The organism is Burkholderia sp. IO2 (assembly GCF_029522185.1).
Classification (GTDB): Bacteria; Pseudomonadota; Gammaproteobacteria; order Burkholderiales; family Burkholderiaceae; genus Burkholderia; species Burkholderia cenocepacia.
The window spans coordinates 94,012-107,451 of record NZ_JAKWFH010000014.1 but is presented as its reverse complement, the minus strand read 5'-3'; the positions used below and the strand labels follow the sequence as shown (position 1 = coordinate 107,451).

The following is a 13,440-nucleotide window of genomic DNA, read 5'->3' as shown; positions in this document are numbered from 1 at the left end:
ATCGAAAACCATCGAATCAAGGAGAGGGCTGTGCCTCTGATACAGGTCATGCTCATCGACGGCCGGACTACGGCAGAAAAAACAGCGTTGATCGCTGGTTTGACCGAAGCAGCTGTTACGGCGCTGGATGCGCCGAGAGAGTCGGTGCGGGTCATCCTGCAAGTGGTGCCGGCCGCACACTGGGGTGTGGGCGGTGTACCGAAGTCTTCGGTCGCCGCAACCTCGCAACCAGGGAAGGACGCATAGCGTCGACCTGGCTCCGAAAGCGTATGCGGAACGGCGCTTCAAGGGTTTCCGATAGGCTTGACACTCAAATTTTCGGTGATTAAATTCCAAGAAAAATACGACGTACACGTACTTAGTTGGGCGTACCTATGCATGCATTGATGTGGTTGTGACGGTCGGGAACTGCATTCTCTGAGCTACATCCGGGCCGGGCAGTCTCTGGAAGCGGTGCTCTCCGTCCGTCTCCGGGAAGCTGAGGATGTCATGAACACTTATCCGAGTTTGTACAACGGCACGCGGGACGCCTTCGAGCATTTTGGCGTTCATTTCGAAGGCAGGATGAATCGAGAAAGCGTGATCGATCTGGTAGGGCAAGCAATCAAGCCGCACGAGATGTCGGTTGCTGGAGGTCGCGGCGAGATCGACGCGGCGCTGCGCTCACTCAAAATCGGCAGTTTGCGCATCTTCTATCTGCAGTACGGAGCGGAAGTCCAGGTTGACTGTGACGAGCTGGAAAGCTTCACGCTGGTTCAGATGCCCGTGCGCGGCACCTCGCTCTACTCGATCGGACAGCAGCTGGTGTCGGGCGGTCCCGATGTTGCCGCCATCCTGTCGCCTCAAGAGTCGATACAGCTGCAGTGTTCGGCCGAGTTGGAACAAATCATCGTCCGTATAGAACAGAAGGCGCTGGAGCGCGCGTGCATGGAGCATATCGAATTGCTTCCCAGGCAAGGTTTGCGCTTTCAACCGAAATTGTGCCTTTTCGGGCCGGCCGGCCAGGCGTGGCTGGCTACGCTCTCTTACATTCTTCAGGTAAGTGCGGCGTGTCCCGACTTGCTCGCGCGCCCCGCCTATTGCGAACGGTGGGAACGTCTGCTGATCGATACGCTGTTGCTCGCGCAGCCGAGCAACTGGTCGGATAACCTGAATGACATGTGCGAACGGAGGACAGTCAGGCCGGCCTACGTCAAGCGCGCCGAGGACTATATGCGGGCGCATCTGGCTGAGGCGACCTCCGTGGAGCAGATTGCCCGTACCGTTGGAGTGAGTCCGAGGGCGCTTTTTTATGCGTTCCGCCAGACGCACGGTCAGTCGCCGATGTCGTTTTTGCGTGACCTGCGTCTGAAGGCCGTTCACGCCGAACTCACCGCAGGCGATCCGGCGACGACGCGTCTGACGGAAGTAGCGTTGCGTTGGGGCTTCGAGCATTACGGTCACTTTACGTCGCATTATCGCCGCCGATTCGGTGTACGCCCGCAGGATACGCTGAAGGACGCGGGTCGCTTTGAGCCTGCGGGGCACAATGCTCGGATCGAACAGATCGAGGCTTTCGCAGGCTAACGAGGGCATGCTTGTGACGCGTACGGGAACCGGTTTTTCAAGTGACATGGAGCAAGCAATGACCGAACCGCACGGGGCCCTCGATCTCGCCGGATACTTCAAGCGTATCGGCTATCAATCGGCCGAGCAGTCGGGGGGGAGCGACCTCGACGCGCTGCGTGTACTGCATCGATTGCATCCCCAGGCAATCCCTTTCGAAAATCTCGACGTATTGCTCGGCCGACCGGTGCGAATCGACCTTGCGTCGATCCAACGGAAGCTGGTGCAGGCCGGTCGGGGTGGTTACTGCTTCGAGCACAATCTGCTTTTTCGACACGTGCTCGAACTACTGGGTTATACAGTACGAAGCTACGCGGCGCGCGTGCTTTGGGGCCATGACGCGTCACTCGGCATGCCGCCGCGTACGCACATGTTCTTGCTTGTCGAGATACACGGGGAGCGCTATCTGACCGATGTCGGCTTCGGCGGGATGACGCTGTCCGCCCCGCTCTTGCTTCAGACGAATCTCGAACAGACGACACCGCACGGCGTATTCCGGATTCAGGATTCGCCCTTTGAGGCCGGAGCCGATCGTGTAGGCCTACCGGCCTTCGTGCTGCAGGTCCAGCTCGAGGATCAGTGGAAGCCGGTGTACCGCTTCGATCTCGACCCGCAGTACCCAGTCGACTACGAAATGTCGAATCACTTCGTGTCGACGTATCCGAACTCGCTGTTCGTGAGCAACCTGCTAGGCGCGCGCCTTGCACCGGGCAGGCGTATCGGGCTTTTCAACCGCACGCTGCATATACACGACCAGCAAACCGGAACGCACAAGCGGGATCTGTCGGATGTCCAGGAACTGCGCAGCGTCCTTCACGGTGAATTGGGCATCACTTTGCCCGAGGCGTCCGCCGGACTCGACGCGGCACTCGCACGCCTTCCGTGAAGGGGCGGTAACGCGACACACCATCTCGGCCAGTACGGCCGCGCCGCGAGTGCATCGTGCGCCCCGCTGGCGGGGTAAGGCCGTCAATACCCAACCAGTTGTTACTGGTAACGCGGGCTACTGAATCTCTCTTTCGCTCACGGGATTTATGTTGCCGAAACCGGATGGCGGCGCGATTTGTGTCGCCAGACGATAGGTTCAAGCGGGTCCCGTGTTCGACGCCATTTTCGCGCCTACCCACCCCATACCGTTCCACGGCGTGGTACCGCGCGCTGAAACATCTGGAGAGAAACGAAGGTGCAAAGAAAGTCTGTTTTGACCGTCGCAGAGGTTGAACGAATCATGGATGCGGCACGTGCAGAGGCCGAATCGAACCAATGGCCGGTAGCGATCGCCGTGGTCGATGACGGTGGTCATCTGCTTGGTTTGCTTCGGCTCGACGATTGCGCGCCGATCGCCGCCGAAATGGCGATTGGCAAAGCACGTACGTCGGCGCTCGGGCGCCGCGAGTCGCGGATGTACGAGGAAATGATCAACGCCGGCAGAACGGCATTTGTCACTGCGCCTCTCGTCGCGACGCTGGAGGGTGGCATTCCGGTCGTCGTCGACGGGCAGGTGGTGGGCGCCATTGGCGTCTCGGGTGTCAAGCCGGGTGAAGACGCCCGGATTGCGAAGGCGGGAGCGAATACGCTCGGCCATTGATGCAGGTTGTCGGTATCACCGTGGTACCGGCTGCCAGCGAACAGGCGAAGCTCGCCGCGTGTTTCGCCTTCAATCGCGGTGGGCCTGAAAGCCGATTTGATTCAGCATGGATTGACTGATGAACGCTACAAATTTGCTTCTGCTTGATTGCAGCCCGCGGAACGACAACTCGACAAGCCGGTACTTCACCGAGCATTTGTTGCCAACGTTGATGGCCCGCACCGGACGAAACATTCAGGTGACACGGCGCAAGATCGGCACTGAGCCGCTGCCGCCTCTTACAGCCGAATATGCCGAATCCCTGCTTTTACCTGCCGCGGGGGCAAGAGAGCGGTATGGCGCGGCGCTTGCTGTTTCCGATCAACTGATTCAGGAGCTCGACGCAGCGGACGTACTGTGGATCTCGACCCCCGTGCATAACTTCACGGTGCCAGCTGCACTCAAGACCTGGATCGACCTTGTCGTTCGCCGCGACGTAACGTTCGTGGCAACGGAAAAAGGCAAGGTGGGCTTGTTGCGCGATCGTCCTACGTATATTGCGGTTACATCCGGCGGCGCGATGTTTCACGAGCCGCCTCGCCAGCCGGATTTCTTTCGTCCTTACCTGACCACCGTGTTGGGCGTCATTGGTATCAAAGACATTACCTTCGTGCATGCCACCGGCCTTGCTTTTGTTGAAGAGCCGCTTGCTGTGCTCGAAGAAAAAGCAGCGCAATGGACTATCCGCGATTGAAGCAACCGTGATCGCATCGATGCGAGACGACGACCACGTCGACACCGCGGTTTGTGGGTCGGCACCGGGCGATGCTTTGCGATTGAAAGGCGGGACGTATTGCGTGCGGAACGCTGTTGTAATGGTTAGAAATACGAAGGATATAAGTATTAAACGGGGTCAATTTCTGCCTAGTTGAGCGACAGAGGCAGCCGATATGAGCATGATGGATTTGCCGTTTAACGTCGTTTGATCCGAATTGTGGTTTCCCCTATAGACAGCATTAAATCGGCCGACTACTTTCCATATAGTACGTACACGTACATATATGCTGGATGTGACGTTCGAGCCATCGGGCCAGCGAGTGACTAGCGGTATCAACAGGAGCGAGAAATGAAGGAAGAAAGTTTGAGCGTGAAGATGGAGGATCACGCACTGGAGCCCGTGCCGGACGATGCTCGGCAAGGATGGTTGTCTTTGACCTGGAGTACGGCGGGCATCGTCGTATCCCTGGTTCAACTATTTTTCGGTGCGTTGGTCACGTTCGTGGCCGGTATCAAGGTCGGCTTGCTTGCCGGGGTCGTTGTGACCATTGTCGGCGCGCTGCTTGGCTGGGCATGCGGCCATGTCGCGTATCGATCGGGTCTTTCCAGCACCGTCATGTCCCGTTACTTCGGGTTCGGTCGCAGAGGGTCGATCGTCTCTTCGCTGATTTTTGCGTTCATGATCATCGGGTTTCTGGCGCTCGAGAATGCGCTGTTGTACAAGGGCTTCATCTTTTATCTGGGGATCGCGGATACGCTCACTGCCCGAATCGTCATTTATGGCTTGATGACAATCCTCTGGGTGTTCCTCACGGCATATGGATTCAAGCTCGTTGCCCGGGTCTCGTCGATCGCTCTGATTCTGTCGCTGATCGTGCTGGCCTACATCATGGAAGTGGTCATTTCCAGTAGTCCGCACTCCGCAGCCGACCTGTTCTCGTTTGGATCGCAATTTCCGGTCGATACGCTCAAGGCGATGGGTGCAGGCAGCGACATGCACAAGTTCATCTTCGCGGTGAATGTCCTTATCGGGTCCGCAGGCGCGCTTGCGTTGTTCGATGCCGATCTCGGTCGATATGCTCGCCGCTCGCGAGACATCGGAATTGCTGCATTGCTGGGTAATCTGTCAATGGATGTGCTGATGCTCGTGCTCGGCGGTGTGATCATGTACGCGGGTATCCCTTCACTCGTGGATTTCTACATGCATACGGCCGGTATGACACGGGAGGCCGCGATGCACGCGTCGCTGCAAAGCCCGGACAGCATTACCGCCGCATTCGTGGTCTTCGGTGGTGTGATGGGGGCTTTGCTGATGGTCCTTGCTCAGGGCAAGACGCAGGTGCTGAACACGTACAGCGCGTCCTTGTCGCTCTCCAATCTTTTCGATGCGCTCAATTTCCGTCCCGGCCGACTGACGTTCGTGGTTCTTGCCAACATCGTTGGATTGCTGATGCTCTATGGGCAAATTCTTGCGCTGGTCAATTCCTGGATCACGATCCTCGGGGTGCTGACGACGGCGTTTGCGGGCATTGTCGTCGCTGACTTTTTCATCGTCAGGCGTGTCTCGAAGGAAGAGTTGGATTTGAAGGCGCCGGCGGAGAACGTCAATTGGGCAGGGGTCGTCACACTGATCGTCGCGGTGATCACCTCGCACTATCTGCTCGCACAGATCATTCCCGTGGAAGCAATCACGACCGTTGCGATTTGCATCGTGGTTTATCCCGCGTTGCGCCTGACGGTTCTCAAGCCGAACCGGGCGAGTCGACCAGCAGCAGCGATGCTCTGACGGGCATCGTTCACGAAGCGATATCCCGGCAAGCACATTGCCGTTGACGCGGTCACCGCGTTTCATGCTCGACGAGACCACGAGCCGACGCGCGGCATTGCGCTGCTCGATGAGGGGTTGGGTGCATCATCGGCGGCTACGTCGGAACTGATTTTCAAGCCGTAACAAAGAGAGAGTGAAGGAGTACTACGTATGAGCAAAATCCTGAAGCAGTTTTCAGAAGCGATCGCCAAGGGCACGATCGAGGTCATCGACTTGAGCCATACCTTGCAGGCGCGCACGCCGATCATCGGGCTGCCGCCTCAATACGGTCAGACGGCCCCGTTCCGCCTGGACGAGATCTCGAACTTCGACGAGCGCGGGCCGAACTGGTATTGGAACAACTTTTCGTGCGGCGAACACACCGGTACGCACTTCGATGCGCCCGTGCACTGGATCACGGGCAAGGACTATCCGGACGGTGCGACGGATACCATCTCGGTGCAGAAATTCATCGCCCCGGCGTGTGTGATCGATGTCTCGGATCGGGTCAAGGAAAACGAGGATTTTCTGTTGACCGTTGCCGACGTCGAGGCATGGGAGAAGGACTACGGGCGAATTCCTGCCGGCGCGTGGGTGTTGATGCGCACGGGCTGGTCGTCGCGCAATTTGACCGATGGCTTCTTGAATACGCGGGAGGACGGTGGTCATTCGCCGGGACCGGCGGAGGATCTGCCGGAATTTTTGGCCAAGGAGCGCGATGTGATCGGTTTTGGTACGGAACCCGTCGGCACCGACGCCGGGCAGGCCTACGCGTTCGCGAAGCCGTTCCCGTGTCACCATACGATGCACGGCAGCAACAAGTTCGGCCTGTCTAGCCTGGCCAATCTGGACCGCTTGCCGCCCACCGGATCGATGCTGATTACGCCGCCGCTGAAGATCAAGCGCGGTTCGGGTAGCCCGTGCCGGGTACTCGCGCTGGTGGAGCGTTAAGCACCAAGTTGGGTCGGGGGCACGGTTGGTTCAGTGCCCCCGAATTCTTTGCCGTGCATTTGCTCCTCGCTCCTGGGACATCTATCCCGGACTCGCCTTCCTCGGGCGCTATCGCTTCCTCGGCGTCGATTTCCGGCGCGAAGTGGAACCGCCACCGATAGCAGACATGCAGGCGCTCCATCTCGAATCCTCAGTTCGCGATCTCGAGTCAGACGACATTCCGACGTCAAGCATCTCCGATATCTCGCCATATTGCCGTCTCGCATACCGTGATCACGCTGCGTCGCACGGCGCCCCAATGCAGCGCAAAGAACATTGGGCTCGACGTCGATGATGTAGGTGTACTCATCTTCGTCATTCGGATTAATCGTGCACAAATTGGATGGCTGGACGACTTTTGGACTTTGATGATCGAGTCGTGCCCGGTCATGGATGACACCGCATCGGGTGCAGCTAGCGAAGTTCAATCTTGATCGGCGAGAGGAGAGCAGGGATGAAGGGGGAGGCAATCAAGCGCAGGACGGCCGCGTTGACCGTTGTCGTTGCAGCATCGTTTGGATGTGTGGCGGTCGCTGCACATGCGCAAAGCAGCGTCGAGATATACGGGGTACTGGATACAGGCCTCGATTACGTCAGCAACGTCGGAGGGAAGAGGCAGTTCTCTTTCGGTAGTGGTGTGATCGCGCCGAACTTGTTCGGATTTCGCGGCAAGGAGGACTTGGGGGGAGGGTTGTCGGCGACGTTCGTGATCGAAGGGCAATTTAACGAAGGGACGGGCGCATCGATCGGAAACACGTTCGGTCGACTGACGTATTTGGCGCTGGCCGACAAAAAATGGGGCCGCGTAACGTTGGGTAATCAGTATGACTTCATGTTCACGTCGCTGGCGATTCGGCGTTACGGCCCGGCGTTCCCGGTCATTACGCTTCAGAACCTCCGTCAAGGCCCCTTCAACGCGTTGAACGTTCCCAACCTGCCGGCTGGCGGATTCGATTTCGACCGCGTCTCCGGTCAACGTCTCGCCAACGCGGTCAAGTACGAGAGCCCGGATATCAAGGGATTCAGCTTTGGCGCCATGTACGGGTTCGGCGGCGTTGCAGGCGCATTCTCGCAAAATAGCTCGCAGAGCTTCGGTATCGACTATGGCAATAGTCTGTTCAATCTTGACGCTGCCTACACGTATGTCCGTTATCCGACCATGAACAACGGGAATTCTGGCATCCGGACCTTTGGCCTCGGTGGCGGTGTGTTTGTCGGGCCCGCCTATGTCGACCTTCTCTATACAAATACGAGAAATACGGCAACTAGCGGAGTCGTGAATGTGTACGAGGTCGGTGGCCTGTATCCCGTCAACCCGTTCCTGCGTATCGAAGTGGCTTATCAGTTCATGGACGGAAACGCGGTACTTAATGGAAACAAGGCGCAGCAAGTCAACACAACGTTCGACTATTCTCTTTCGAAGCGTACGGACATATACGCGACCGCCGCATTCCAACGCACGTCGGGCAACGGCGCGCAAGCGCAAATCACGCTGTTCGGTCCATCGTCCGGTCGAAACCAACTGGCGTTGCGGATCGGCATCCGGCACATCTTCTGAGTGCGCCGGGAGACCGGCAAGGAGTAGGCGGTGTAAGTCCGCCACGATGAAGGTGTAGCGAACCACATCGGCCCCGAGCCGTGCGCAGGCCACCGCGAGGTGATCGGCGAAGCGTCGGTAGGGGAACGTGTGGGCCAGCCATTGAGCCGCGATAGTTGTGTTATTCCGGGTGCCGACGCGGTTCAGAACGCGGAAGGCAAACAGCGCCCGCTGGGGATTGCTGCGCTGGAGGACAAGATCGTCCAGCGTGCAGTGGTCGAGGTGCTGAACGCGATCTACGAGGGGGACTTCCTCGGATTCTCGTACGGGTTCCGGCCCGGGCGCAGTCAGCACGATGCGTTGGATGCATTGGCGACAGCGATCACCAGTACCCCGGTGAACTGGATATTGGACGCGGATATTCGGAGCTTCTTCGACTCGGTCAGCCAGGAATGGCTGGTCCGTTTCATTGAGCACCGGATCGGCGACCAACGCATCATCCGTCTTGTGCGCAAGTGGCTCAAGGCGGGCGTGCTGGAAGACGGGGAGTTGAGCGTGAGTGAGACAGGTACCCCACAGGGATCAGTGGCTTCGCCATTGTTCGCGAACGTGTACCTGCACTACGTATTTGACCTCTGGGCCAATCGGTGGCGACGGCGCGAAGCCAAAGGCAACGTCATCATCCTGCGCTACGCGGATGATGTCGTGGTCGGCTTCGAGCACGAAGCTGACGCGCGGCGCTTCTGGGATGCGATGCGTTCGAGGCTGGAAGAGTTTGCGCTTGCGCTCCACCCGGACAAGACGAGGCTGCTGGAGTTTGGACGCTATGCGGCGGCCAACCGCCGAAGCCGCGGCCTTGGCCGGCCGGAGACCTTCGCCTTCCTGGGCTTCATCTTTATCTGCGGCAAATCGCGTCGCGGCGCCTTCCAGCTTCAGCGGAAGACCCGCAGTGATCGCATGCGGGCGAGGCTCAGGCAGATCAAGGAGGAACTACGGCGGCGCATGCACGAACCGATTCCCGTGCAGGGGAAATGGCTCGGGCAGGTGGTTCGCGGGTACTTTGCGTACCACGCGGTCCCGACGAACTCGCGAGCACTTGGCGCGTTCCGTTACCACGTCGTGGATCTCTGGCGGCGAGCGCTTCGGCGTCGCAGCCAGAAGGACCACATGACGTGGACGCGGGTCGAGCGGATCGCGGATGCGTGGCTCCCCCAACCTCGAATCCTTCATCCGTGGCCGGACCGGCGTTTCGCCGTCAAACACTCAAGGTAGGAGCCCGGTGCCCGAATTGGGCACGCCGGGATCTGTGCGGGGGGTGTCCAGTAATGGGCATTCCTACCGCGATCGATAAGCGAAGGGCGGCACGAGGCGCAGGGTGTTCAACTGGCGCTTTCCCGCGCCTTCGACGCTCGCGATCGTTACCGGCATCGCGCCCCGGACGGTTGCTAGTGCATCACGCGAGGCGCCGAACCGATGTCTTGACGCCGGAATATTCATCCACCTACACTCGCATATAGTACGTGTACGGTCAAAGCGCGAGTCTTTCACGAACGCGTGTGCCGGGAATCGTGATAGCACTCGAGTTCGTCTGCCGATTGGTGGGAACATCGACGATCGGGACCGCCGTAGGTTGAACCGAGAAGGAACGTAGTTGCCGTGCATGTTAGTCACCATGGGAAAGAAGATGAGAAAGATCATCGATGCGAGCCGCAGAAGGGTTTTATCGGGCGCGGTCGCCGCAACGGCCGCCGCACTCGCGAGTAAAGTCGGCGCCCAACAGAGCGCACAGCACGGCAAGCCCGTATGGCTGGACTTCGATCAGGAATCGTTGGACAGGGCTTATGATCAGGCGGCTTATGCACCCAACCTGGACACCGTGATCAAACGTTGGGAGACCAATAGCGAAGACGCGCGTGCCCGACTGGGCGGGCCGAGAAGACTTAAGTACGGGTCAACGTCTGTCGAAACGCTAGACTTGTATCCGACCAATGCGCAAAAGGCACCGATTCACATTTTTGTTCACGGTGGAGCTTGGCGCGCCGGTTCGGCAAGTCAGTTCGGTTTCATTGCCGAGATGTTCGTGAAGCGAGGCGTGCATTTTATTGCTCCGGATTTCATTAACGTGATCGAGGCCGGGGGAAACCTCATGCAGATGTCCGAGCAGGTCAATCGATGCCTAGAGTGGGTTTACAGGAATGCAGCATCGTTTGGCGGTGATCCTGACCGGATCTATCTATCCGGTCACTCTTCGGGGGCGCACCTGGCGGCTGTTGCGCTCACCACGAACTGGGAGAGGGACTTCCGGATGCCGGGGGATTTCATCAAGGCCGCAACGCTGGTCAGTGGGATATACGATCTGAAGCCCGTGCGCCTGTCGTCACGGAGCAAGTACGTGAAGTTCACCGACGAGGCGGAGGAGCGTCTGAGTCCTCAGCGCCATCTTGCTCAGTTGCGGGTACCGTTGGTGCTGGTGCACGGAACACTCGAGACTCCTGAGTTCGTGCGGCAAAGCGACGATTTTGCGGCGGCCGTTCGGAAAGCGGGTAAGCCTGCGAGTCTCGTCATTGGACGAGGCTATAACCACGTCGAGATACTGGAGACACTTGGCAACCCATACGGTATTGCCGGGCTCTGTGCGCTCGCCCAGGTTAACCGTGAAGCGCGCGAGCTCTGATGTAAGTAGAGGTTATCTGGAAGGAAAGGTCGAACTGTTAGCCGACGAGTCCAAATGAATCGGTGATGCGATAGCGAAAGCGTTGGCGGCGCGTGGCACTGCAGTGGTCGAGGCCGATGGATCCAATAAATCCGGCGCGGCTGCGGTGGTAGCCGAAATTACTGGACAGGACGGAAAAGCAGTAGCCGTCGCTTGGGAGGGATCCGGAGGGAGGTATCCGTAATTTCGTGTGTGAGGCCCTGGACCGGCCAGAGTTTCATAGACACTCACGAGCCGTTTAACGCGTAGCGCTGCTCAAACTCAATCGGTGAAAGATCGCCGGCGGAACCGTGCCGACGAACCGGGTTATAAAACATTTCGATGTAATCGAACAGGTCCGAGGTCGCCGTCGCCCGACTCGGATAGATGCGCCGCTTGATTCGCTCCTTTTTTAGGGCGCTGAAGAAGCTCTCGGCCACGGCATTGTCGTGGCAATTACCGCGCCGACTCATGCTTGGCACCATATGGTGCGCCTTCAGGAATGCCCCCCCCAGTAATGCCTCGCCTTGCGCCCCCAAATAAATACCTATATAAATCAAAGCGATACTGTCTACCCCTCGCTTGGAGGTCGCTGGCTGTTGTCAGCAGGTAGTGTCGGCTCGAAATTCCACTATTACCAGCTGTGCAAGCAGGCCCGAAAGGCCTGCTTGTTAGGCTCGGTGGCGAGTTGATGCGATGGCGTTGTCGGCCGCGACATTGGCAAAGTCCGCTCCGGATAGAGAGTCACTGGGAAATCGAAGATGCCGCGCACGTTGATACCACCCGTGTGAGTGGGAGGGATTCGCCGCAATCGGTCCGCTTCGACCGGTTGTCCACTACAAGCGTCGATATCGCGTTGCACGGGCGCGGTGTCCCACGCCATCAGGGGTGCCTTTGATTCCCGCGCGTTTTTCCAGTTGGACGCCTTTAAGCCTGACAAGACCTTGCCTTGCGGCCCCAAATAACTATTCATATAAAACAATGGGTTAGTATCTACCTTTCGTTGCCGAACAAAAGAGCGTCTTCTGACATGGCCACATCGAAGATGGTGGATCAAGCCATCAAGATGACGGGACGAAATAGACAAGGAACCGATGAACGAACTGGACAACGAACAGGCGCTGAAGTCGTATCCCGACCGCCGCCAGTTGCACCTGAACCGCCCTGGGAAATCCGATGGATCGCGTGATCGCGGGCGAGGAGTTCAGCGACGTGCCGGTCGAAATCGAATCGGCCTCCGACGAAAGCGTGAGCTAGGTCCACCGCATCCGCAGCCTCGTGCTGACGAACGCCGCCGGCGAACCGAACTGCCTCGCGCTCGTGGTGCACGACGCAACCGAATGGGCGAGCGCCGAGGAGCGCTTCGAGCGCATCTTCAACGCGAACCCGGCGCCGGCCGTGATCTGCCGGCTCGACGACCTGTGCTACGTGAAGGTCAACCAGGGCTTTCTCGACATGACCGGCCACATGCATGAAGACGTGCTCGGCCGCTCGGTATACGAGGTCGACGTGCTCGAACAGGCCGAGCGGCGCGAACTCGCGATCGAGCGGCTCGGCGAAGGCGCGACGATTCCGCAGATGGAGGCCGTGCTGAAGCTCGCGGACGGCAGCACGAAGGCCATGGTGGTCGCCGGGCAGCCGATCGACATGAACGACGAAGCGTGCATGCTGTTCACGTTCATGGATCTCGAGCCGCGCAAGCAGGCCGAGCGTGCACTGCGGCAGAGCGAGGAACGCTCCGCGACGGCGTTCCAGATGGCACCGGTCCCCACCGCGATCGTCACGGCCGTTGCTCGACGTGAACGGCGCGTTCGCCGCGATGACGGGCCATCCGCAGGACGACCTGCTCGGCAAATTCGCGGAGGAGATCGGGCTGTGGGCCGAACGCGCCGCGTGGCAGCGCATCGAAGACCGGCTGGCGCGCGACGGCAACGTGCGCAACGCCGATGTGCGGATCCGCACGCGTGAAGGCGACGTGCGCGATTGCGTCGTGTCGTCCGACCCCGTCGCGATTCACGGGCGCGACTGCCTGCTCGTCGCGCTGCTCGACATCAGCGACCGCAAGCGTACCGAGATGGAGCTCGTCTACGCGATCGAAACGGCGATGCAGGATGCGTTCTGGTTCAGCCGCACGCTGATCGAGAAGCTGGCGAACGTGCGGCGCGCGAATGCGCCGGATGCGGGCGCCCAGCCGTCGGACCTGACCGCGCGCGAGCGCGACGTGTTCGACCTGCTGTGCCATGGCCTGACCAACAAGGAAATCGCCGGCCGTCTCGGGCTCGCGCCGAACACCGTGCGCAATCACGTCGCGACGATCTACGCGAAGCTCGACGTGTACAGCCGCGGCGAGGCGATCGTCTGGGCGCGCGAGCGCGGGTTAGTCGGCCGAACAAGCAACCGCAGCAGTTGAGTCGTTTTGTCGTCGGGCCGCGTTTTACGCAGGCGACGTTATTGACGTTCCTAAC

General features: G+C 59.2%; 10 protein-coding genes and 2 pseudogenes. 11 read left to right on the top strand and 1 reads right to left on the bottom strand.

The features are described 5' to 3' along the window. Positions 1-30 precede the first annotated feature (30 nt). The 10 genes from MMB92_RS11765 (at position 31) to MMB92_RS11720 (ending at position 10,957) form a co-directional block, all read left to right on the top strand. Entirely contained in the window at positions 31-246 is a 216-nt protein-coding gene (locus MMB92_RS11765; RefSeq protein WP_080465585.1) for a 2-hydroxymuconate tautomerase family protein, read from the top strand. Between the two features lie 243 nt (positions 247-489). Beyond that, positions 490-1,566, top strand: a complete 1,077-nt coding sequence (locus MMB92_RS11760) for an AraC family transcriptional regulator (RefSeq protein WP_154817315.1) — start codon at positions 490-492, stop codon at positions 1,564-1,566. A gap of 58 nt (positions 1,567-1,624) precedes the next feature. After that, the gene (locus MMB92_RS11755; protein ID WP_062886089.1) at positions 1,625-2,491 is read left to right on the top strand and encodes an arylamine N-acetyltransferase; all 867 of its coding nucleotides are present in this window, start codon (positions 1,625-1,627) and stop codon (positions 2,489-2,491) included. Between the two features lie 297 nt (positions 2,492-2,788). Continuing rightward, complete coding sequence (locus MMB92_RS11750) at positions 2,789-3,193, top strand: heme-binding protein (RefSeq protein WP_277562702.1); 405 nt, start codon at positions 2,789-2,791, stop codon at positions 3,191-3,193. A gap of 118 nt (positions 3,194-3,311) precedes the next feature. Beyond that, on the top strand, positions 3,312-3,926 hold the full coding sequence (locus MMB92_RS11745; protein WP_062885753.1) for an NAD(P)H-dependent oxidoreductase: 615 nt from the start codon (positions 3,312-3,314) through the stop codon (positions 3,924-3,926). A gap of 372 nt (positions 3,927-4,298) precedes the next feature. After that, positions 4,299-5,735, top strand: coding sequence for a cytosine permease (locus tag MMB92_RS11740; protein WP_062885752.1), 1,437 nt, complete (start codon positions 4,299-4,301; stop codon positions 5,733-5,735). Between the two features lie 192 nt (positions 5,736-5,927). Beyond that, positions 5,928-6,707 carry a cyclase family protein gene (locus MMB92_RS11735; protein ID WP_062885751.1) on the top strand — a complete coding sequence of 260 codons (780 nt, stop codon included), beginning with the start codon at positions 5,928-5,930 and terminating at the stop codon, positions 6,705-6,707. A 493-nt stretch (positions 6,708-7,200) separates the two neighbouring features. After that, on the top strand, positions 7,201-8,304 hold the full coding sequence (locus MMB92_RS11730) for a porin (protein WP_062885750.1): 1,104 nt from the start codon (positions 7,201-7,203) through the stop codon (positions 8,302-8,304). Positions 8,305-8,403: 99 nt separating this feature from the next. Beyond that, positions 8,404-9,555: a reverse transcriptase domain-containing protein gene (locus MMB92_RS11725; RefSeq protein WP_346828518.1), complete on the top strand. Its 1,152-nt coding sequence runs from the start codon at positions 8,404-8,406 to the stop codon at positions 9,553-9,555. A 412-nt stretch (positions 9,556-9,967) separates the two neighbouring features. Beyond that, positions 9,968-10,957, top strand: coding sequence for an alpha/beta hydrolase (locus tag MMB92_RS11720; protein WP_196217759.1), 990 nt, complete (start codon positions 9,968-9,970; stop codon positions 10,955-10,957). Between the two features lie 266 nt (positions 10,958-11,223). On the opposite strand, the pseudogene MMB92_RS11715 reads toward MMB92_RS11720, so the two are convergent. Beyond that, positions 11,224-11,478: pseudogene (locus tag MMB92_RS11715) on the bottom strand (IS3 family transposase); the annotation flags it as partial. A 591-nt stretch (positions 11,479-12,069) separates the two neighbouring features. Here MMB92_RS11715 and MMB92_RS11710 point away from each other — a divergent pair. Then, positions 12,070-13,385 (top strand): annotated as a pseudogene (locus MMB92_RS11710) (helix-turn-helix transcriptional regulator). Positions 13,386-13,440: the final 55 nt, after the last annotated feature.

Coding starts and splice junctions, on each gene's coding strand:
- MMB92_RS11760 (WP_154817315.1), top strand. CDS start 490: ATGAACACTTATCCGAGTTTGTACAACGGCACGCGGGACGCCTTCGAG.
- MMB92_RS11755 (WP_062886089.1), top strand. CDS start 1,625: ATGACCGAACCGCACGGGGCCCTCGATCTCGCCGGATACTTCAAGCGT.
- MMB92_RS11745 (WP_062885753.1), top strand. CDS start 3,312: ATGAACGCTACAAATTTGCTTCTGCTTGATTGCAGCCCGCGGAACGAC.
- MMB92_RS11740 (WP_062885752.1), top strand. CDS start 4,299: ATGAAGGAAGAAAGTTTGAGCGTGAAGATGGAGGATCACGCACTGGAG.
- MMB92_RS11735 (WP_062885751.1), top strand. CDS start 5,928: ATGAGCAAAATCCTGAAGCAGTTTTCAGAAGCGATCGCCAAGGGCACG.
- MMB92_RS11730 (WP_062885750.1), top strand. CDS start 7,201: ATGAAGGGGGAGGCAATCAAGCGCAGGACGGCCGCGTTGACCGTTGTC.
- MMB92_RS11720 (WP_196217759.1), top strand. CDS start 9,968: ATGAGAAAGATCATCGATGCGAGCCGCAGAAGGGTTTTATCGGGCGCG.